The 20,902-nt window shown below is 63.6% G+C and carries 19 protein-coding genes; 16 read left to right on the top strand and 3 right to left on the bottom strand.

Annotated features, from left to right (window positions below):
• Positions 1–82: 82 nt before the first annotated feature.
• The 15 genes from FB478_RS08760 to FB478_RS08830 all read left to right on the top strand — a co-directional run bounded on the left by FB478_RS08760 (position 83) and on the right by FB478_RS08830 (position 16,537).
• The gene (locus tag FB478_RS08760; RefSeq protein WP_222430058.1) at positions 83–1,408 is read left to right on the top strand and encodes an MFS transporter; all 1,326 of its coding nucleotides are present in this window, start codon (positions 83–85) and stop codon (positions 1,406–1,408) included.
• Complete coding sequence (locus FB478_RS08765) at positions 1,405–2,595, top strand: FAD-dependent monooxygenase (RefSeq protein WP_144600209.1); 1,191 nt, start codon at positions 1,405–1,407, stop codon at positions 2,593–2,595. Before FB478_RS08760 ends, FB478_RS08765 begins: the two co-directional genes overlap by 4 nt.
• A 29-nt stretch (positions 2,596–2,624) precedes the next feature.
• A complete protein-coding gene (locus FB478_RS08770) occupies positions 2,625–3,065 on the top strand; it encodes a hypothetical protein (protein WP_144600210.1) in 441 nt (146 codons plus the stop codon).
• Entirely contained in the window at positions 3,062–4,039 is a 978-nt protein-coding gene (locus FB478_RS08775) for an amidohydrolase family protein (RefSeq protein WP_144600211.1), read from the top strand. The genes FB478_RS08770 and FB478_RS08775 overlap by 4 nt, the downstream gene beginning before the upstream one ends.
• Positions 4,036–5,154 (top strand): NADH:flavin oxidoreductase/NADH oxidase, encoded by a 1,119-nt coding sequence (locus FB478_RS08780; protein WP_144600212.1) that lies wholly within the window; start codon positions 4,036–4,038, stop codon positions 5,152–5,154. The genes FB478_RS08775 and FB478_RS08780 overlap by 4 nt, the downstream gene beginning before the upstream one ends.
• A 53-nt stretch (positions 5,155–5,207) precedes the next feature.
• Positions 5,208–5,903, top strand: a complete 696-nt coding sequence (locus FB478_RS08785) for a VOC family protein (protein WP_144600213.1) — start codon at positions 5,208–5,210, stop codon at positions 5,901–5,903.
• Between the two features lie 32 nt (positions 5,904–5,935).
• The gene (locus tag FB478_RS08790) at positions 5,936–7,243 is read left to right on the top strand and encodes an MFS transporter (protein WP_144600214.1); all 1,308 of its coding nucleotides are present in this window, start codon (positions 5,936–5,938) and stop codon (positions 7,241–7,243) included.
• A gap of 72 nt (positions 7,244–7,315) precedes the next feature.
• A complete protein-coding gene (locus FB478_RS08795) occupies positions 7,316–7,579 on the top strand; it encodes a hypothetical protein (RefSeq protein ID WP_144600215.1) in 264 nt (87 codons plus the stop codon).
• A gap of 284 nt (positions 7,580–7,863) precedes the next feature.
• On the top strand, positions 7,864–8,061 hold the full coding sequence (locus FB478_RS21230; protein ID WP_261377369.1) for a hypothetical protein: 198 nt from the start codon (positions 7,864–7,866) through the stop codon (positions 8,059–8,061).
• Between the two features lie 133 nt (positions 8,062–8,194).
• Entirely contained in the window at positions 8,195–9,943 is a 1,749-nt protein-coding gene (locus tag FB478_RS08805) for an ABC transporter ATP-binding protein (RefSeq protein ID WP_056391598.1), read from the top strand.
• Positions 9,940–11,976 carry an ABC transporter ATP-binding protein gene (locus tag FB478_RS08810; RefSeq protein WP_144600216.1) on the top strand — a complete coding sequence of 679 codons (2,037 nt, stop codon included), beginning with the start codon at positions 9,940–9,942 and terminating at the stop codon, positions 11,974–11,976. Before FB478_RS08805 ends, FB478_RS08810 begins: the two co-directional genes overlap by 4 nt.
• A 180-nt stretch (positions 11,977–12,156) precedes the next feature.
• On the top strand, positions 12,157–13,605 hold the full coding sequence (locus tag FB478_RS08815) for an HNH endonuclease signature motif containing protein (RefSeq protein WP_144600217.1): 1,449 nt from the start codon (positions 12,157–12,159) through the stop codon (positions 13,603–13,605).
• Between the two features lie 308 nt (positions 13,606–13,913).
• Positions 13,914–14,792, top strand: a complete 879-nt coding sequence (locus FB478_RS08820; protein ID WP_144600218.1) for a phosphatidylinositol-specific phospholipase C/glycerophosphodiester phosphodiesterase family protein — start codon at positions 13,914–13,916, stop codon at positions 14,790–14,792.
• Between the two features lie 27 nt (positions 14,793–14,819).
• Positions 14,820–15,875, top strand: coding sequence for a hypothetical protein (locus FB478_RS08825; protein ID WP_144600219.1), 1,056 nt, complete (start codon positions 14,820–14,822; stop codon positions 15,873–15,875).
• A gap of 179 nt (positions 15,876–16,054) precedes the next feature.
• Positions 16,055–16,537: an SRPBCC family protein gene (locus FB478_RS08830; RefSeq protein WP_018770662.1), complete on the top strand. Its 483-nt coding sequence runs from the start codon at positions 16,055–16,057 to the stop codon at positions 16,535–16,537.
• Positions 16,538–16,616: 79 nt separating this feature from the next.
• Here the strand turns inward: FB478_RS08830 and FB478_RS08835 are convergent, their stop codons facing one another.
• Positions 16,617–18,014 (bottom strand): MFS transporter, encoded by a 1,398-nt coding sequence (locus FB478_RS08835; RefSeq protein ID WP_018770661.1) that lies wholly within the window; start codon positions 18,012–18,014, stop codon positions 16,617–16,619.
• A 115-nt stretch (positions 18,015–18,129) separates the two neighbouring features.
• The gene (locus tag FB478_RS08840) at positions 18,130–19,065 is read right to left on the bottom strand and encodes a dihydrodipicolinate synthase family protein (protein ID WP_144600220.1); all 936 of its coding nucleotides are present in this window, start codon (positions 19,063–19,065) and stop codon (positions 18,130–18,132) included.
• A gap of 166 nt (positions 19,066–19,231) precedes the next feature.
• On the opposite strand from FB478_RS08840, the gene FB478_RS08845 reads away from it, so the two are divergent.
• The gene (locus FB478_RS08845) at positions 19,232–20,257 is read left to right on the top strand and encodes a LacI family DNA-binding transcriptional regulator (RefSeq protein ID WP_144600221.1); all 1,026 of its coding nucleotides are present in this window, start codon (positions 19,232–19,234) and stop codon (positions 20,255–20,257) included.
• An 8-nt stretch (positions 20,258–20,265) separates the two neighbouring features.
• Here the strand turns inward: FB478_RS08845 and FB478_RS08850 are convergent, their stop codons facing one another.
• The gene (locus FB478_RS08850; protein ID WP_144600222.1) at positions 20,266–20,745 is read right to left on the bottom strand and encodes a GNAT family N-acetyltransferase; all 480 of its coding nucleotides are present in this window, start codon (positions 20,743–20,745) and stop codon (positions 20,266–20,268) included.
• Positions 20,746–20,902 lie beyond the last annotated feature (157 nt).

Consider the following 20,902-nt stretch of genomic DNA (forward strand, 5'->3'; position numbering starts at 1 on the left):
CAGGGATCCTGAAAGGACAGCGCACGTGATGCGGAACAAACAAGATTCGGCGGCCCCTGGCTGGCGGCAGCAAATCACAAGGGTGCAATGGCTCGTACTTTTCGGCACCACCATGGGATGGGCGCTCGATGGCTTCGCGGGCAGCCTTTACGCACTCGTCCTCGGGCCGGCAATGACGGACCTGTTGCCGCACTCCGGCGTTGTGGTCAATTCGGCGCAGATCGGATTCTACGGCGGCCTCACGGTGGCCCTCTTCCTGGCAGGGTGGGCCACCGGCGGAATCCTCTTCGGAGTGTTGGCGGACTATTTCGGGCGTGTTCGTGTCCTGTCGATCGGCATCCTCACTTATGCCGTCTTCACGGCTGCTGCAGCGTTCGCTGATACATGGTGGCAACTGGGCATCCTGCGATTCATCGCGGGTCTTGGATCGGGTGTGGAAGCCCCGGTCGGTGCAGCGCTGGTGGCTGAGGTGTGGCGCAACAGGTACCGCGCCCGGGCGTGCGGGGTCATGATGTCCGGCTACGCAGCAGGGTTCTTCATGGCAGCGCTTGCCTATGGCCTGCTGAGTGAAAAGGGCTGGCGTTTCATGTTGGTCCTCGCCGTCGTTCCCGCATTCCTGGTCTGGTTCTTGCGCCGGTACGTGCCGGAGCCGGAGGAGATCACGGACGTCATTGCCAGGCGCAAGGAGCGCAAAGGACAAACTTCCCGCCGCCAAGAGGACCAGTTCGTTCTCCGCAGGCTTCTTTCGGCACCACATTTGCGGGCAACACTGATCTGTACTGCATTGGCCACGGGGGCATTGCTCGCCTTTTGGAGCGTCTCTACGTGGTACCCCCAGATCATCCGGGACATGACCCTGGCGGAGTCACTTCCAGCGCAGGAAGCGAACCACCGGGTGGCGATCTCGTCCATGTTGTTCAACGCGGGTGGAATTCTCGGCTATGCCTCCTGGGGCTTCATTGCCGATGCCATTGGACGCAAGAAGGCGTTCCTGGTCAGCTTCGTCATTTCCGGGGCAAGCGTGGCATACCTGTTCCCCTTTGAGCACTCTTACAGCACTTACCTGGCCGTCATCCCAATTGTTGGCTTCGGCCTGTTCGGCGCATTGTCCGGCAACTTCGTCTATGGACCGGAGATGTTCTCGCCAAGCATGAGGGCGAGCGGAATTGCCCTGGCAAACAGCATCGGCCGCTACGTCACCGCGGCAGGCCCGCTCGTGGCAGGAGTCATCGCATCCTCGTGGTTTGGCGGCAACCTCGGAGTGGCCACAGCAGTCCTTGCCTCCACTGGAATCATCGCGCTCATCGGCCTGTACTTCGCCCCCGAAACCCGAGACGCGGAACTACCCACGGACGCCCCTGAAGGCGTCCCCCAAGATCACACAACAGTGAAAGGAATATCGTCATGAGCGCCTATGAAGGATCGCGCGCACTGGTCATCGGAGGATCGATCGGCGGCCTGACAGCCGCACTGTTGCTCCGCGACCTCGGGTTCGACGTTGACATTTACGAACGCACACCCACAGACCTGGACGGCCGCGGCGGCGGCATCGTCCTGCAGCCGGACACCCTGAGGTGGTTCCAGGAACGCAGTTCCCAGCGACCCGAAGACGTGAGCACCACAACCAGCTGGGTCCAATACCTCGACGCCGGGAATCGCATCATCGACCGCGAAGCCCGCACGTGGTCCCACACATCCTGGGGCACGTTCTACCGTGCCTTGCTCTCCGACTTTGGACGGGACCACTACCATCTTGGGGAGTTTGCCTGCGGCTTTGACCAGGACGAGGATTCAGTCACTGTCCGGTTTGTTAGCGGGCGCCAGGAGAAGGCCGCACTCGTTGTCATCGCCGACGGGATCACCTCCGCCAATCGGGCGCGGATCGATCCGGATGTCACCCTCGAATACTCCGGCTACATCGGATGGCGCGGAACCGTCGACGAGGCGGACCTCTCGGCAGAAACGGCCAACCTGCTCAACGATGCCGTGACGTACAACGTTGTTCCGCACTCGCAGATCACCATGTACCCCATCCCGAGTGAGAGGGGACTCGGTACGGGGCAGCGGCTCATGAACTATGTCTGGTACCGCAACGTGCCGGAAGGTCCCGAGCTCGATGAAATGCTCACCAACAAGCAAGGATTCCCTGGCAAGGTCTCCGTGCACCCCAACCAGGTCCAGGATCGCTACGTTGACGAAATGCGCCAGGCGGCCGCCCGGCTCCTCGCACCCGCGGCAGCTGAACTGGTCACCTCCACAGAGTCCCCGTTCATCCAGGTTGTCTGGGACTCCCGCGCGTCAAAGATGGCCAAGGGCCGCGTGGCGCTCATCGGCGACGCTGCCTGCGCCGCCAGGCCGCACGCAGCCGCCGGCACCGCCAAGGCTGCTGCCGATGCGTGGGCCCTCAGTGAAGCGCTGACGGCCGCTGCAGGCAATGTGGCTGAAGCACTGGAGAAATGGGAGCCGAGCCAGCTCGAACTGAGCAGCAACCTGCTCGCCCGCGTAAAAGCCATGGGAGAACGGTCGCAGTTTACGAATACCTGGACCCCGGGCGACAAGGATCTTCGTTTCGGACTTTACGGGCCCGGACGCTAAGCACAACGAACCAAGGAAAGGGCTCCACCATGAGCACCAACAGCTTTCTCAGCGACCTTCCCCTTGCGGGAACCCTCGTCGGAACAGATTTCGACGGATGGTCCGAAGAACTCCGGAAGGAGTTCAAGACCCATGCTTTTGATGGCCAGGTAGGGTCCACACTGCTGAGCCAAAACAACCGGGTCAGGGTGTGGGAAATCCGACTCGCACCCGGTGAACGCTGGCATGCGCACCGGCATGTCCTCGATTACTTCTGGACGGCCGTCAACGCGGGCAGCAGCCGGCAGCATACGCACGATGGAACAACCCGTGACGTATCTTATTCGGCCGGCGAAACCCGGCACTTCCACTTCGGCGCGGGGGAGTACCTGCTCCATGACATCGAGAACATCGGCCAGACTGACCTGATTTTTACTACGGTCGAGCATCTCGATTCGGAAAACGAACCACTGCCGTTGGGCGCGTCATGAGCACCGGTTTGATCGACGTTCACGCCCATTGGCTGCCGGCAAGCTTGTTCCGCCTGCCGGCCGGTTCGCCCTTTGGGGGAATGCGGGACCAGGACGGTGAGCTGTTCCTTGGAAACCTGCCGCTGTCCATCAGGACCGAAGCAATGAGCGACGTCAACGCGATCATTGCGGACATGGATGCCCACGGCATCGCGCTGCGGGCGTTGTCGCCACCGCCGTTCGCCTTCGCTGTGAGCTCGTCATCGGAGGACTACATCAATGAGTACAACGCGAGCCTTTCAAAGGTGGTGGCTGAGTCCTCCGGCCGCCTCGCCGGTCTTGGCCTGACGCGGCTTGATGATATCTCCGCGGCACAACAACAGATCCGCGATATTTCCAAGGTTGGTGTCCTGGCAGGTGTCGCCATCCCGCCAATCCTTCGGGAACAGTCGCTGGACACCGGTGTGCTTCGCGCAATCCTGCGCTCAGCGGCTGAGCACCGGCTTGCCGTGCTCGTTCACCCGATGCAGTTGCCGCGTCCTGAATGGTCTTCCTACTACTTGGCCAACCTCATTGGGAACCCGGTAGAGACAGCGACAGCGGTGGCATCAGGAATCTTGGGGGGCGTCCTGGAAGAACTGCCTGATCTCCGGATCTGCTTCGTCCACGGCGGGGGATGCGCGCCTGCACTTCTGGGCCGATGGGCACATGCCTGGCGTGCGCGCGCCGATGTTCGGGCCGCCAGTTCCAGCGATCCCCGGGACCTCTTCAGCTCTGCGTACTTCGACACGGTCACGCACGATCGGGAGACCCTCCACCTGCTGGCATCCCATGCAGGGGAAGACCGGATCCTTTGCGGGACGGACTACCCGTTCGACATGGCAGAAGCCGACCTGACGGCCTTCGTGGACAACAGTGGACTGGACCGGGCCGCTCTCCAGCGCAACGGCGCGGCCTTCCTGGGCGTTGGCCCGAGGACGGCGGAGCCACGATGAATGAGCTGTTCCAGCCCCTCACTCTTCGGCGACTGACAATACCTAACCGCATCTGGATGTCTCCCATGATGCAGTTCTCCTCCCATCCGTCCGGACCCGAGACAGGTGCAGCCACTGATTGGCACTTCCAGCACTTCGCAGCCCGCGCACTGGGCGGTGCAGGCCTAGCCATGGTCGAAGCAACCGCGATCAACCCGGAGGGGCGAAGCAGCCGCTACGACTTGGGCCTGTGGAACGACAGTCAGGCTTTGTCCTACCGCAAAATCATCAGGTTCCTGCACCAGCACGGGACTTCTGCCGGTATCCAGCTGGTACATGCCGGCCGCAAAGCAGCCACAGGCCGCCCTTGGGAAGACGGAACCGGTGAAGAAAGCAATTGGGAGCGTGTGGGGCCCAGCGCCGTGCCGTTTGGGAGATTGTCGGCCCCGAAGGAGCTGACGCGCGCTGAAATCCATGCTCTCGTCCAGGACTTTGCCCACAGCGCCGGACGGGCCAACCTGGCGGGCTTCGATGTGTTGGAGCTCCATGGGGCCCACGGCTACTTGATCCACCAGTTCCTTTCACCGGCGTCCAACCAGCGCACCGACGAATACGGCGGATCCCTGGGCAACCGGATGAGGTTCGCAGTGGAAGTCGTTGACGCAGTGCGGCAGCAGTGGCCCGAGGAGAAACCACTATTCTTCCGCGTATCGGCTACGGACTGGCTGGCTGGTGACACCGACGATGAACGCCTCGGATGGACCAGAGATGAGTCGGTCTTGCTTGCAAAAGAATTAGGGGACCACGGAGTGGACCTGCTCGATGTCTCCACCGGAGGCATCGTGCCGGACGCGAGGATTCCTGTACGGCCGGGCTATCAAGTTGAATTTGCCGAACAGATCCGCGAGGAAGCGTCCATCGCAACGGCGGCTGTAGGGCTCATCACGGACGCCCACCAGGCTGCCCGGATCGTCAGCTCCGGCCAAGCAGACGCAGTGTTCCTTGCCCGGGAACTGTTGCGCAACCCCAACTGGGCCCGGCAGGCGGCCGAGCATCTGGGCGAACCGGCGAGGTACCCGCACCAGTATTCACGGGCTTTCAGCAGGCCTGTCCAGGCCGCATTGTCACGGCCTTGACCCAGGGCCCACCGCAAAAGTACCCACAAGAGCATCAACATAAGGAGCCATAAGTGATCACACTCGATCACATCGCGGTCTGGTCTGACAACCTGTACCGCACCACCGTGGAACTCAGCCGCCAAACCGGCATCGGGTCTTCCGACGGTGGTTACTTCCCGGGCCTGGGGCTGGGCCAAAAGATCATCTCGCTGGGCAACTACGTGTACATCGAAGTAGAGAGCATTGTTGACCACCGCATGATCAGGGACCGCGGACCCATGGCCCTTGAACTGGAGCGCCAAACAGATTCGGGCGATTGCTTTGCCGGATTGTGCCTGCGCACTGACTCCATGGACGAGATCTACGAATTCGCCAGAGCCCATGGACTCACGCCCATGGAAGGAATATCCGGCGGGAAGGTCTCCATGGTCCCCTCGGCGGATAAACCACCGATTCCCCACACTCCCGATTTCTGGAATTCCTGGCGGACTGGGAAGCCGAACATCTACTACGTCCCGGACTTGAGCAGGCATTCCAGCCTGGCATCTGTCCAGCAGGGAACCGGCGACGTCCAGGGCGCAGGCGTCGTCTCGATCGAGATCGGTGGCACCGAGGCCAATCTCCAGGCGTGGCTGGGCGATGTTGCCAGCGCGCGGGAGCTCGGCGTCGACGTCACCTACAACGGCGGACCTGACGGGCTCTACGCGGTCACCTTTGATTCCTCCGTCGGACCGCAAACCATTCGGCTAAACCCCATCACCCTCTAACCCCACTCCACTCCCCAATTACAGGAGCTAAAATGTCAGTAACCATTGCAGGCGTCGAAGGGCAAACTAAAGCCCAAAGGGTGCGTCGTGCTGCCTTCTCCGGATTCTTTGGCAGCGCCCTCGAATATTACGATTTCATCATCTACGGCACTGCCGCGGCCCTTGTCTTCGGCAAAGTATTCTTCTCCGACATGTCAGGCGGAGCAGGAGCCTTGGTGTCCGTCGCAACCTTCGGCGTCGCCTATGTTGCCCGTCCTTTCGGCGCCATATTCTGGGGCCACATCGGTGACCGGCTGGGCCGCAGGACTGCCCTGATGCTCTCCATAGGCCTAATGGGTGGCGCCACCTTCCTCATAGGCGTCCTCCCTTCCTATGGAAGCATCGGTTTGGCGGCTCCGATCCTCCTGGTGGTTCTTCGGCTCCTGCAGGGCATCTCGGCAGGGGGAGAGGTACCGGGATCCAGCAGCCTGACTGTAGAACACGCCCCGGACGGCAAACGGGCTTTCTACACAGCGTTCTCGATGAGCGGCATGCAACTGGGTATGTCGGTGGGAACGTTGGTGTTCCTGCCGCTTGCCGCAATGCCGCAGGAACAGCTTGTTTCGTGGGGATGGCGCATCCCATTTCTTCTCAGCGGCATCTTGACACTCATTGCGTACCTCCTCAGGCGAAACCTTGAAGAACCCGAGGTCTTCAAGGAGGTACGCAAGGAAGGCAAAACAGATTCCCTGCCCATCGTCACCCTTCTGCGCTACCACTGGAAAGCCACGCTCCGCGTACTTGTCTGCAGCTGCATCAACGTCGTAGGCACCATATTCAACGTGTTTACCCTGGCTTACGTGACGCAGAACCAAGGCGTCTCCAGCGTCACCATGCTGGTAGCGGTGTCTGTGGGAAACATTGGTGCCGCAGTGATGGCACCCGTTGTGGGCATCTGGGCGGACCGTTTCGGACGGCGCCCCGTCTACATCATCGGCGCACTGGGTGCCAGTTCCACGCTGATCGTCCTGTTCAACGCTATCGACACGGGCAACGTCATCCTTCTGCTCATCGCAGCGGTCTTGGGCATCAGCGTCTTCTACAGCATGGCCATCGGCGTCGGCGCCGCCTACTACGCGGAACAGTTCCCATCCAAGGTGCGGTACACCGGAATGGCAGTAGGGCTGATGCTCGGATTGGTGGCTGCAGGTTTTGCTCCGACCATCGCCCAGGCGCTCGGCGCCGGACCAAGCTCGTGGCAGCCGGCAGTGTGGATGTGCGTGGCGGTGGGCATCCTGGGCACCATCGCAGCGCTCGCCGGACCGGAAACCGGCCGCAAAACAACCCGCGAACTCGGGTAGCGGCAGGCCCGGTCAAGACCGATTGCGCGCAAACAACGGATCAACTCCATGGCCATATTCAAAGAGACGGAAGTGTCGTTAGCGGTTGACGCGGACGATCCGCACACCCAGAAAAGTGAACTGATGCGTGCCATCGAAATCGCAGAGCTTGAGGCCGGCCTGTTGGGCGGTGCCGGAGTCGTGATCACCCAGCACGACTACTGGTCCTTCTCCATCACACCAACCTTTGAGGTTCCGTTTGGCCAAAAGGAGGAGCGACGGCAATGGCTTGCCCTTCTCGGGGAGGCTGGACCGTCAGGTGTCCCGGCGATGCGCGGTCAAGGATCACACCTCTGACGGTCGCCTGGACCGATCACCTAAAGCGTTCGGAACCTCCCGTTCCCGGGACACGGGAGGTTCCGGAGCCGAGTCCCGGGCGGCGGCCGCCGCCCGGGACCGATTCACAACAGAGACCCCGATCGGGCGGGGATTACAGCAATTAGTTGAACGGAAATCTCGTGACGATGCATGCACATTGCAGACGTGAGGCTGAACATCCTGCACTGCCGGCTGTCGTCGAGCCGCGCACTCCCTCCATCCACATGCGGGCTTTCATCACCTGGACGGCAATCTTTCCCTTGGTGTCTACCGGGATGCTCGTGCTGGGGCCCTTGATGGAAGCGTGGCACCCGGTCCTCCGGGCGCTGCTTCTCACTGCACTGGTGGTGCCCCTGGCGGTCTACCTTGTGGTGCCACGGCTGCTCGCGGCCTACGGTGCGCTTACCCGGAAGGCGAACATCGCTCGCCGGACCTACACCGCACGCCGCAATAAGACCTGAACCGGAGTCCGCGTACGCCGTCAGTGAACCCTGAAAGTTCTGGCTCGAACCCCCGGTTAAGTCCCAGCCTCCGGACGTACACTGACCTTCGCACCACGTTTGTGGACACTCCGTCAGGTGAGGGCTTGTACGTATGCTCTGGAAGTTGCTTGTCGAATACCTGCGGCCGCACCGGCCGCTGCTGGTCGCCGTCGTGGTTTTCCAGCTGGCGCAGTCCATCGCGTCGCTGTACCTGCCAACGCTGAACGCGGACATCATTGACCAGGGTGTGGCCCGCGGCGACACCGCCTACATCATGTCCACGGGCAGCGTCATGCTGCTCATCACCCTCGCGCAGATTGCCTGCGCCGTGGTGGCCGTGTACTTCGGTGCCAAGGCCGCGATGGGCCTGGGCCGGGACCTGCGCGGCGCCATCTTTGACCGCGTGGGCGAGTTTTCCGAGCAGGAGGTCACCCGCTTCGGCGCCCCGAGCCTGATCACCAGGTCCACCAATGACGTCCAGCAGGTCCAGCAGCTGGTGCTGATGTCCGCCACGCTTATGGTGGCCGCGCCCATGCTCAGCATCGGTGGCGTGATCATGGCCATCCGGCAGGACGCCCAGCTGTCCTGGCTCATTGCCGTGTGTGTCCCGGTGCTGCTGATCGCCGTCGGGCTCATTGTCACGCGGATGGTGCCGCTGTTCCGCAAGATGCAGGCCCGGATCGACACCGTGAACCGCGTGCTGCGCGAACAGCTCGCGGGCATCCGCGTGGTGCGGGCATTCGTGCGGGAGGACATGGAAACGGCGCGGTTCGCCCAGGCCAACACGGACGTCACGGACGTTGCCCTCCGCGCCGGACGCCTGATGGCGCTCATGTTCCCCACCGTCATGCTGATCCTGAACGTATCCAGCGTGGCGGTTATCTGGTTCGGCGCCTTCCGGATCGAGGACGGGTCCATGCAGGTGGGCACCCTGATCGCGTTCCTGAGCTACCTGATGCAGATCCTCATGTCCGTCATGATGGCCACCTTCATGGCGGTGATGATCCCGCGCGCGTCGGTGTCCGCGGACCGGATCGGCGAGGTGCTGGGCACCAGTTCCAGCGTCCTGCCGCCGGAGAACCCGGTCACCAGCGCGGCGTTCGCCGGCAGGCAGCGGCGCGGCGAGCTGGAGATGCGCGACGTCGGATTCGCCTACCCGGGAGCCGACCAGCCGGTTCTGTCAGGCATCAGCTTCACCGCCCGCGCTGGGCAGACGACCGCGATCATCGGCAGCACCGGCTCCGGCAAGACCACGCTGGTGAACCTGATGCCACGGCTCTTCGACGTCACCTCCGGCGCGGTGCTGATGGACGGAGTGGACGTCAGGGACCTGGACCCGGACCTGCTCTGGGGGCACATCGGCCTGGTGCCACAACGGCCATACCTGTTTTCCGGCACCGTGCGCAGCAACCTCCTGTACGGCAACCCGGACGCCACCGAGGACGAGCTGTGGACCGCGCTGGAGATCGCCCAGGCCCGGGACTTCGTGGAGCAGATGGAGGATGGGCTGGACGCGGCGATCTCGCAGGGCGGCACCAACGTCTCCGGCGGGCAGCGGCAGCGGCTGGCCATCGCCCGGGCCCTGGTGAAGAGGCCCGAGCTCTACATCTTTGACGACTCGTTCTCGTCCCTGGACACCGGCACCGACGCCCGGCTGCGCCAGGCGCTCAAGCGGAGCACTGCTGGTGCCACCATGGTCATCATCGCCCAGCGCGTGTCCAGCATCGTTGACGCGGACCAGATTATGGTGCTCGACGACGGCAGGATCGTTGCGCACGGCACGCACCATGAGTTGCTGGAGACATCCGAGACGTACCGTGAGATTGTTTCGTCCCAGCTGGCAGCGGAGGAAACGGTATGAGCACCCAACACCCGGGGACCCGTCCCGCTCGCGGCACCAAAACCGGGCCCGGCTCCGGAGCCGGCCAGGCCGACGTCGTACGCATTCCCCGGCCGCGCGGCGGCCCAGGGCACGGCGGACCGTTTGCCGGGATGAACGTCCCGGTAGAGAAGGCGATGAACTTCAGCGGTTCGGCCAAACGGCTGCTGGGCACCCTGCGGCCGGAACGGCTCTGGCTGGTGCTGGTGCTGGTAATGGCCGTGGCGGGCGTAGTGCTGCAGGTGATTGGGCCGCGGCTGCTCGGCGAGGGCACCAACCTGATTTTCGCCGGTGTGGTGTCCAAGCAGCTGCCGCCGGGGATGACGCAGGCGCAACTGATTGCGCAGCTGCGGGCGGCGGGGGAGAACCAGAAGGCGGACATGCTCGGCGCCATGACGCTGACGCCGGGTGCGGGGATCGACTTTGCGGCGCTGGCCAGCGTGCTGACGTGGGCGCTGGTGCTGTACGTGCTGGGGTCGGCGTTCATGTGGGGGCAGGCGTATGTTCTGAACGGCGTGGTGCAGCGGACGGTATTTGGGCTGCGCGAGAAGATCGAGGCGAAGATCAACCGGCTGCCGCTGCGGTATTTCGACTCGATCCAGCGCGGTGAGCTGCTCAGCCGGGTGACCAACGACGTCGACAACATTTCGCAGAGCCTGCAGCAGTCCATCAGCCAGGCGGTGACGTCGTTGCTGACGGTGGTGGGCGTGTTGGTGATGATGTTCATCCTGTCCCCGACGCTGGCGCTGATCGCGCTGGTGACCATTCCGCTGACGCTGGGGATCACGGCGCTGATTGCCAAGCGCTCGCAGAAGCTGTTTGTGCAGCAGTGGAAGAACACCGGTGAGCTGAATGGGCAGATTGAGGAGACCTACACCGGGCATGCACTGGTAAAGGTGTTCGGCCGGCAGCGCGAGGTGGGGGAGCGGTTCCGGCAGAAGAACGTGGAGCTGTATGAGGCGAGTTTCGGGGCGCAGTTCATTTCCGGGCTGATCATGCCGGCCATGACCTTCATCGGGAACCTGGTGTACGTGGGGATTGCCGTGGTGGGCGGCCTGCAGGTTGCGTCCGGGGCCATGCAGTTGGGTGACGTGCAGGCGTTCATCCAGTACTCGCGGCAGTTCACCCAGCCGCTGGCGCAGCTCGGCTCGATGGCCAACCTGCTGCAGTCCGGCGTTGCGTCGGCTGAGCGGGTGTTCGAGTTGTTGGATACGGAGGAACAGTCTGCCGATCCTGTGGGTGCTTCTTTGCAGAGTCCTGATGGTGCCGGGCGCGGGCGGCTGGTGTTCGAGGACGTGTCCTTCTCGTATTCGCCGGACAAGCCTCTGATTTCCGGGTTGTCTTTGGTGGCGGAGCCGGGGCAGACGGTGGCCATTGTGGGGCCGACGGGGGCGGGCAAGACCACGCTGGTGAACCTGATGATGCGGTTCTACGAGCTGGATGCCGGCCGGATCACGTTGGACGGCGTGGACATCACCACCATGACCCGGAACGACCTGCGCTCGCGGATGGGGATGGTGCTGCAGGACACGTGGCTGTTCGGTGGGACCATCCGGGACAACATTGCCTACGGCCGGCCCGCTGCGTCTTCGGACGAAATTCTGGAGGCGGCGCGGGCGACGTATGTGGACCGGTTCGTGAAGTCGCTGCCCGAAGGGTACGACACCGTGCTGGACGACGAAGGCTCCAACGTGTCAGCGGGTGAGAAGCAGCTGCTGACCATCGCGCGGGCCTTCCTGGCGCGGCCCTCTGTTTTGATCCTGGACGAGGCGACGTCTTCGGTGGACACCCGGACCGAGGTGCTGGTGCAGAAGGCCATGAGCGCCCTGCGGTCAGACCGGACGTCATTTGTGATCGCGCACCGCCTGTCCACGATCCGCGACGCCGACCTCATCCTGGTGATGGAAGCCGGCCAGATCGTGGAGCAGGGGACCCACTCATCACTGCTGGCCGCCGGCGGGGCTTACGCACGGCTGTACGAGGCGCAGTTCGCGGCGCCGGTTGCGGAGGTTTAGGACAGCGTGCCTCCCATTTTGGGACACAGCCGTCATTGAATCTGACCCCATGCCGGCGCCCATGACCGACCGGAGTGCAAAACCCTGGCGGGTGGGGAACCGAAGCGGGCGCGATGACGGATACTCGGTTCTGCTGTGGGTGGAACTCGAAATGTCAGACCCCAGTGACAGCATTTGGGTATGGAAACCGGAGCGGTTGTGGACGCGGGACGCAGGGCCGGGTTGCCGGCCGCCGTCACCTCCCTGGCCGGACTGGTGGACGAGTTGGCCGGAGTCCTTGCCCGTTCCTCGGAAGCGTCGGCTCGTGGTGACGGCCTCTCTGGCCATGATCCTCTGCGGGAACTTTCCGAGTCCTGCCTGGGCGGCCTGGCGGTGGTGGCCCGGATCGAAGCTGCCACAGCCGCGGCGAAGGTCCAATTGCTGGCCGGTTACGCAGAGGCATCAGAGGCGTTGGAAGGGCCGGCGCAAAGTGCCTATGAATCGTCGGCGCGGGAAATGAGCCTGGTGGCAGAGGTTGCCTGCGTCCTCACCATCGGTGAACGTGCCGCGTCTGCACTTTTGGGGGAAGCCCAGGCGCTGACCAGCTCTTTGCCGTCGACGCTGGATGCGCTCCAGGACGGAAGCATTTCCTGGCAGCACGCACGGATCCTTGTGGACGAAACCTCTGGCCTCAACCCCGCTGCGGCCGCTTCATTGGAGGCTCACTTCCTTGACCCGGATGCACCGAACGCGGCCAGGGGAGCCGCTGCTGGCGAATTGGTGCCGGCCCGGTTTCGTCGGAAAGTCCGTTCCTGGCGGGAACGGCATCACCCGGAGTCCCTGGATTCGAGGCACGCGAAGTGCGCAGGGGACCGGCGGATGGAGTACTCCCTGGACCGGGACGGAATGGCATGGGTCTCGCTGTACATGCGGGCGGACACGGCATGCGCGGTCTGGAACAGGATGTCCGCCATGGCCCGCGGCCTGCAGGGCCCGGATGAACCGCGGACGCTTGCCCAGCTCAGGGCGGATGTGGCTGCGGGGTTGCTGTTGGGCAATCCAGCCCAGGCAGTTGGCGCGGCGCCCTCCCTTAAAGCCGACGTGCTGGTCACCGTGCCGGTGTTTTCACTCCTCGGAACCGCGGACGAGCCCGCAGAGCTTGACGGTTACGGACCCATCCCGGCGTCGATGGCCCGAAGGCTCGTCACGGAAGGTGCCGGCTCGTTCTACCGGGTCCTCGTGGATCCCCGGGACGGGGCACCGCTGGAAATCAGCCGGACCAGCTACCGCCTCCCGGAATCACTGAAGCGGTGGTTGCGGATGCGCGATGGAAAATGCACTTTTCCCGGCTGCAGCAACGCCAGCCTGGATAATGAATCAGACCACCTCACAGCCTGGGAACATGGCGGAACTACCGGAATCAGCAACTTGGGTCAGCTGTGCCCCAAGCACCACAGGCTCAAGCACCGAACGGGCTGGAGCCCCGGACCAACCGCCAGGAACGAACCACCCGGCTGGATCTCGCCCACCGGGCGCCAATACAACGCCGAACAACCGGACCGGGAACCGCCACTGTGGCCGCCGGGCTTCCTGCCCGGAGAAGGAAGCCTCTTGGAAGCAGTATGCGTGGATTATCTGGCTGCGTCATAGCCGGGGTATTCATGCTCTCCGTCGGCGTGCTCCGTTGGTGTGCGCCCCGGCACAGCCAGGACCGCGTCCAACCACGGCGCCACGTGGAGCAATCATCCGTACCGGTCTTGGAAGTGAAGTAGACATCCGTGCCGGTCTTGGAAGCAGGCTGCCGGTCCTGTAGGGACCGGCCTGTTGTTCCCTTCCGTTTACCCACCATCAACCAAAGCGCTCCAAACCGTTCCAGCAGGCACAGCAAGCTGTTCGGGCACCCTTCCGCCCGTCACACCCCGGCCGGGCAGACATCCCCGACGCACCAGGAGTACTCCGTGTTCGTGAAAAGCACCCTCGCCACCGTCGCCATCCTCGCTTCCCTTGCCGGGACAGCCGTAGCCCCCGCCCAGGCGCAGACTCAAGCCCCGGCTGAGGCACCCAGGCCGGCTCCCGTCGTCGTCGGCCAGCCGCTTGCCGGGACACACGCCCACAATGATTACGAGCATGACCGGCCCCTGTTCGACGCCCTGGAGCACGGCTTCACCAGCGTCGAGGCGGACGTGTGGCTTGTGGACGGCGAACTGCGGGTGGCCCACGACCTCGCCGACGCCAAGCAGGGCGTCACGCTCGAGAGCCTCTACCTCGACCCGCTCCAGGACCTGGTCCGCAGCCAGCCCGGCCACAGCGTCTACCCCCAGTGGGACGGCAGCCTCCAACTCCTGATCGACATCAAGAGCGAAGGCGAGGCCACCTACGCCGCCGTCGAACAGGAACTGTCCGAGCACCGCGGCATCATGAGCCGCTACACCAACGGCAACGTCAAGACCGGCCCGGTGACCGCCGTCATCAGCGGCAACCGCCCACTGGCCACCATGCAGGCACAGACCCAGCGCTTCAGCTTCTACGACGGCCGCTCTACGGACCTCGCCTCAGGCCTCCCCGCCGCCCTGATGCCCCTGGTCAGCGACAACTGGACCAAGCTCTTCACCTGGCAGGGCGTGGGCCCCATGCCCGAATCCGAGCGGACCAAGCTGCGCGCCTTCGTTGCCACGGCCCACGCCAACGGCTACCGCGTCCGCTTCTGGGCCACCCCGGACCAGCCCGGCGCCGCCCGCGACGCCGTCTGGACCGAACTGGCCGACGCCGGCGTGGACCACATCAACACCGACGACCTCGCCGGCCTCCAGCAGTTCCTCACCGCCCGCGGCGCCTAGGCATTTAGCAGAAACAGGAGCAATCACATGCCCACAAAGACTTTGAAAATTACGACGGCGGCACTCACCCTGGCGCTTGGCCTCCTTGCGTCCCAGCCCGCATTCGCCGGAATACAGGCTGCGGACAGCAGCAGCGACAACAACCAGGCCTTCACCTTCGCCGCGATCGGCGACATCCCCTACGGCGCAACCGAGATCGCCAAGTTCCCGTCCCGCATCCAGGACCTCAACGCCGACAAGGACCTGAAGTTTGTAGCACACGTGGGCGACATCAAGAACGGCTCCTCCGTCTGCTCCGACGGGTACTTCTCCTACATCCGCTCCCAGTTCGACACCTTCACCCACCCGCTGGTCTACACGCCTGGCGACAACGAATGGGTGGACTGCCACCGCGCCAACAACGGCGCCTACAACCCGCTGGAACGCCTGGACAAACTGCGGGAGGTCTTCTTCAACCAGCCCGGCAAGACACTCGGCGCCACCATGCCGGTGAAGTCCCAGGCGAACCTGGGCCTGCCCGAGGACGTCCGCTTCACCAAGAACCGGGTGGCCTTCTCCGTCCTGAACGTCCAGGGCAGCAACAACTCCCTCCTGCCGTGGACGGGCCTGGGCAAGACAGAACCCACCCCGGAGCAGCTGGCGGAGGTGGAGCACCGGACGGACGCCGTCATCACCCAGATCCACCAGACCTTCGCCGACGCCAGGCGCAGCAATGAGCGCTCGGTGGTGCTCATGCAGCAGGCCGACATGTTCGACCCTTCCCTCCTGGCCGACGCCACCGCCAATCCCGAAACCGTCTCCGGCTTCCGCGGGATCGTGCAGGCGATCGTCGAGGAAACCAACCACTTCGACGCACCGGTCTACCTCATCAACGGTGACAGCCACGTCTTCGCGGAGAACCAGCCCCTCGCCGCGGGATCGCCGTGGCTGGGCATCTACGGCTCGGCCCCAGCGGACAACCTGCGGCGCATCACCGTGGACGGCGCCAACAACGCCGTGGACTATGTGCGCTTCACTGTGGCCGGCAACAGCGCCACGGGTGAGGACGTCCTGAGTTGGGAAAAGGTCGCCTTCAGCGGGTAGGCACCAACCGGAAGCGGACGACGTCGGGCGCCCACCCGCCGTCGTCCGCTTGGGAATTCCAAGGCTCTGGACACAGATAGCTGCCGGACTTATCGTGCTGGGGTGGCGGCTGCCTGACTGGCAGGAAGGCCAGTGCTGCCGGTCTGTCGCTGCGGCCGTCCGTCATAAGGAGGAAGCAGATGGAACACTTCGAAGAGGTTGAAGAGACCGTTGAAGTCGCCGTCCCAGTGGGTACCGCTTACAACCAGTGGACCCAGTTCGAATCCTTTCCGCGGTTCATGTCCGGAGTGGAATCGATAACCCAGCTGACGGACACCACCAACCACTGGGTTACCAAGGTGGGTGGCGTCAGGCGGGAGTTCGACACTGAAATTGTCGACCAGGAGCCCGATGACCGGATCGCCTGGCGCAGCGTCGACGGCAAGTCGCATGCCGGTATCGTCAGGTTCACGCCGCTGGACGCTACTCACACCAAGGTCAAAGTCCATTTCGAATGGGCCCCGGAAACCGTCACCGAAAAGGCAGGCGCGGCGCTGAAGATCGACAAGATGCAGGTCAAGGCGGACATGCGCAAGTTCAAGGACTTCGTTGAATCGCGCGGCACCGAAACCGGAGGCTGGCGTGGCGAAGTCAAGGACAGCGGCCCCACCGGCCAGTTGTAGACCTGGCAAACAGAAACGTACGACGGCGGGTGCCCACCCGGCGTCGTACGTTTCCTTGTTTTTGTGGTTGTGGTGCGGGTCAGGGCGAGAGTTCCTCGAGGACCCGGCCCTTGGTTTCGATGGCAAAGAAGATGGTGACCAGTCCACCGATGAGCGCGACTGCGGCGAAGACCGTGAAGACGTAGCTGACCCCGTAATTGTCCACGATCCAGCCGACCAGGATGGGCCCGATCGCGGAGCCTGCCCGAAGCCAGGCACTTCCGAATCCGGTGCCGATGGCGCGGAGACGCGTCGGGTAGAGCTCGGCCGAGTAGAGGTAGAGGGAAAACGAGATGGTCTGGAGGATGGCGTAGGCGATGCTGGCGAACACCACAACCTGCGTGGCGGAGACGGCGCCGAGGGCGGTGAGCACTACCAGCGGGACCGTAGCGGCGAGGAATGCCCATGAGTACCAGCGCTTGCGGCCCACGCGGTCGATGAGGAGCGCGCACAGGATGGACGCCACGACGCCTACTGCCGATGTCACCCAGCCGTAGGCAAGGCTGGCCTGAAGCGGGAGGTTGAAGGTCTGCTTATAGAGCGTTGGGAGCCAGGTGATAAGGCCGTTGTTGACCATGTAGACGCAGATCCAAAGCATCCAGATCATGAGCGTGCGTTTGCGGTAGATGCCTGAGAAGAGTTCGCGCCAGTCGGTCCGGGCGGTCGCTTTCGGGTCCACGGGGCGCACAACGGGCTCGGAAAGGGCGTGGCCTGCTTTTCGGGCTTCATTTTCCAGCATGGTGACAACCATGTCTGCCTTGTTGACGTGTCCCCGGGAGGCGAGCCAGCGGGGGGATTCGGGCATCAGCCAGCGCATGGGAATGGTGAGCAGGGCGGGGACGATGCCGACGATAAACATCGCCTTCCAGCCCACCACCGGGACAAGGAAGTACCCGGCGATGCCGGCGAACATGAGGCCCACGGGGAAGATGACCTCGTAGAGGAGGAAGAACCTGCCGCGCTTTTTCGCTCCAACGAATTCGTTGATGTAGGCGCTGGCCACCGGGACCTCACCACCGGTTCCAATGCCCTGGATGAAGCGGAAGACGATCATCGACGCGGCGCCCCACGCGAACAGGCAGGCGACGTCCATGGAGACGAAGAGCAGGATGGTGATGAGCAGGACGGGAAGTCTGCCGATCCTTTCGGCCAGCTGGCCAAAGAAGAGTGAGCCGAAGATCTGGCCGACGTATCCGGCTGACAGGATCATCCCGATCTCCCCGGCCGTCAGGTGCCATTCCGTGGACAGCTGCGGCATGGCGAAGGCGATGGCCAGGACGGTATAGGCGTCGAAGAACGTGGCGGACCCGATGATCACGCGGATCAGGGTCAGGCGCCGGGTGAGCGGGAGCCTTTCGAGACGGGCTACGAGCTCTGCATTTATCCGGGCGGCGTTGGGGCCGCCAGCCATGGTGGTGGTGTTGTTCGGCTCGCGCATTGCGAGTCCTCCTTCTCCAGCGCGGTGCTGGGGTCCTCATTGACCAAGAGTGGAGATGGCTAAAGCCTAGGGGAGGATGGCGGGAGTTGTCCCCGCCATCCTCAGGATCCGTGGATCAGACAGTGGCGGTGACCTTGCCGATGTTTGCGGCGGCGAAGGCTTCCGCAATTTCGGTCTCGGCGCCTTCCGGCAGGGGCAGGAGCGGGGTGCGCACTGTTGCGTGCTCGAGGATACCGCGGTTCACCAGGCCCCACTTCAAGGCGACGGTGCCCTCCATGTGGGAGCCGCGGTGGTAAACGTTCTTGGTCACTGGCAGCAGCCGCTCATGAATGGCGTGGGCACGATTGTAGTCCTGCGCCTTGCCGGCCTCGATCAGTTCGACGAGCAGTTCGGGGGCGATGTTGCCGTAGCCGACGAGCAGACCGTCGACATCGAACATTGTCGGGAGCAGGTACTCGTCATGGCAGGACAGCACCTGCAGCTCGGGGTACGCGGCGCGCAGTGCGGGAATCTCGGTGTACCACCGGCGCATGTTGCGGACACCGTTCTTCGTGGCAAAGACGCCCTCCTGGCCGGCGATCTCCAGCTGGGTGTCGAGGTCGTAGGTCGCCTTGGTGTTGTCGGGGTACTGGAAGAGGATCAGCGGCAGGCCGGACTCTTCGTAGATCTCCTGGTAGCGCGACTGCGGGGCACCCTTCTGGTATCCGAAGCGCAGCCACCCGTGCGAGGGGTAGACGAGACCAGCTGACGCGCCGGCCTCGACGGCCTTCCTGGCCTCGAGGGCCGCGGTCTTGTTGCCCTCCTTCGTGATGCCCGCCACGACCGGAATGCGGCCGTCGGTGGACGCCACGAACGCGCGGATGACGTCCAGCTGCTCCTCTTCGGTAAGGAACGTGCCTTCGCCGGCGTGGCCCAAGACGACGAGACTCTTCACGCCCTCAATCGATCCGAGCCACGAACCCAGACGCTGGATCGCAGCGAAGTCGACAGCGCCATCTTCGGTGAACGGGGTGACAGGTGCGGGGCTGAGTCCGCGGAGATCGAGTGTCATTACAGCTACCTTCTTCTCTTCTTTGATAGTTGGCAGTTCCGCTAGTATGGGAACGTTTGCAGGAACGTTTTCAAGTTTGCACGTGTCGCAGCTCACTGTCAAGGGAACGTTTGCAAGTTGGAGGAATAGAGTGTCTGTTACACCCTTGCTGAAGAGGAGAACCGCGATGGAACGGGCCTTACCCGGCGCGATCGTTACCCTGAAGGACGTCGCAGCTGCCAGTGGCGTCAGCATCTCCACGGCCAGCCGGGCCCTGGATGAACGCACCCCGTCCCGTTCAGCGGCCGCAATACACGTCCGGAAAATCGCTGAGGAGCTCGGCTATCGGCGGAATTCCTTCGCCTCAAGTCTTCGCCGCGGCGAGACCCGGACGTTGGGTGTCTTGGTTCCCCGCCTGAGCGACACCGTCATGGCCCTGATGTTTGAAGAGCTCGAGAAGGCGGCATCTGCCCGTGGCTACTTTGCCATGGTCGCTACCAGTGGGGATGACCCTGAGGATGAACGAAGCGCAGCCGAAACACTCCTGGACAGAAACGTCGACGGGTTGATTCTCGCCACGGCACGGCTCGATGACGAACTCCCCCGGCGGCTGCGTGAGCGCCGGGTAGCCCATGCGCTGGTGCTGCGCACCGACGGTATCAGCCCCTCCGCGCTCGGAGACGACGAGATCGGCGGCTACCTCGCCGTACGCCACCTCATCGACCTCGGTCACCGTGACATTGCTGTTGTTACCGGTCCCGCCTTCACATCAACCGGAACCGCACGCCTGGCAGGAGCCCGGAAAGCACTGAGCGAAGCAGGGATACAGCCGCGCGAAGAATGGCTGATCGCGGCCGGATACGGCATCGAGAACGGATATTCGGCAGGTGAAACCCTGCTTGGACACACTGCGGGAAACCGACCCACAGCCATATTCGCAGCCAATGACAACATTGCCATGGGGGTCATTGCCGCGGCGCACCATCACCGGATCGAGATAGGGAAAGACCTGGCCCTCGTGGGCTATAACGACATCCCCCTGGCTGCCAGGCTCTCCACGCCCCTGACGTCCGTGCGGGTACCCCTGGACCAGATCGCCGCCACCGCGATCGACCTCATTATGAATCCCGGAAAGGAACCGCGCATACGGAAATCCCTTCCAACGCTCATTCCCCGCGAATCCAGCGGCGCCCCCAAACACTTTCCGCGGTAAGGGGGCGTCTACGCCTGGAGCCTCAGCTCCATGAACACGCTGTTGGGGTCCAGGACGTAGTCGGCGAAGGGCGGGCACTCGGTGAAACCGTGCCGGGCGTAGAGACGCCGTGCGGGCGCGAAGTAATCCTCTGTTCCGGTCTCCAGGAAGACGTGCCCAAGGTTCCGGGCACGGGCGTCCTCAAGGATATGCCGAATCATGAGGGTGGCCACACCCCGTCCCCGCGCCGTTGCCGTGGTGCGCATCGACTTGATCTCGCCGTGCCTTGCGGCGCCGGCGGGGGAGGGCAAAAGTTTGAGGGCGCCGCACCCCAGCAGCGCGCCGTCCTCGCGTGCGGTCCAGAACGAGATGGACGGCGCGGACAGCGCGGAATGGTTCAGCGCGTGGACGCTTTCGGCGGGCGAGGTGGCGAACATGTCCGCCAGGTGCTCGCTCAGGAGCAGACGGACGTCATCACGCGCGGGGCTGTCCCGCTCAATCAAAATCATCGCTACAAATTTACCCGTTGCGCCCGGCCCCGCAGGTGTGCCAAGATTCCGCTGATTGTGACCAGGCCGCAGGAGGTGAGACCCATGAATGCTGTATCCGCAATGGGCGCTCCCCGCAGTCCACGATCGAGCGGCTGAACTAGTCGCCACCGGGAGC

It is taken from the genome of Arthrobacter sp. AG367 (genome assembly GCF_007828995.1).
GTDB lineage: Bacteria > Actinomycetota > Actinomycetes > Actinomycetales > Micrococcaceae > Arthrobacter.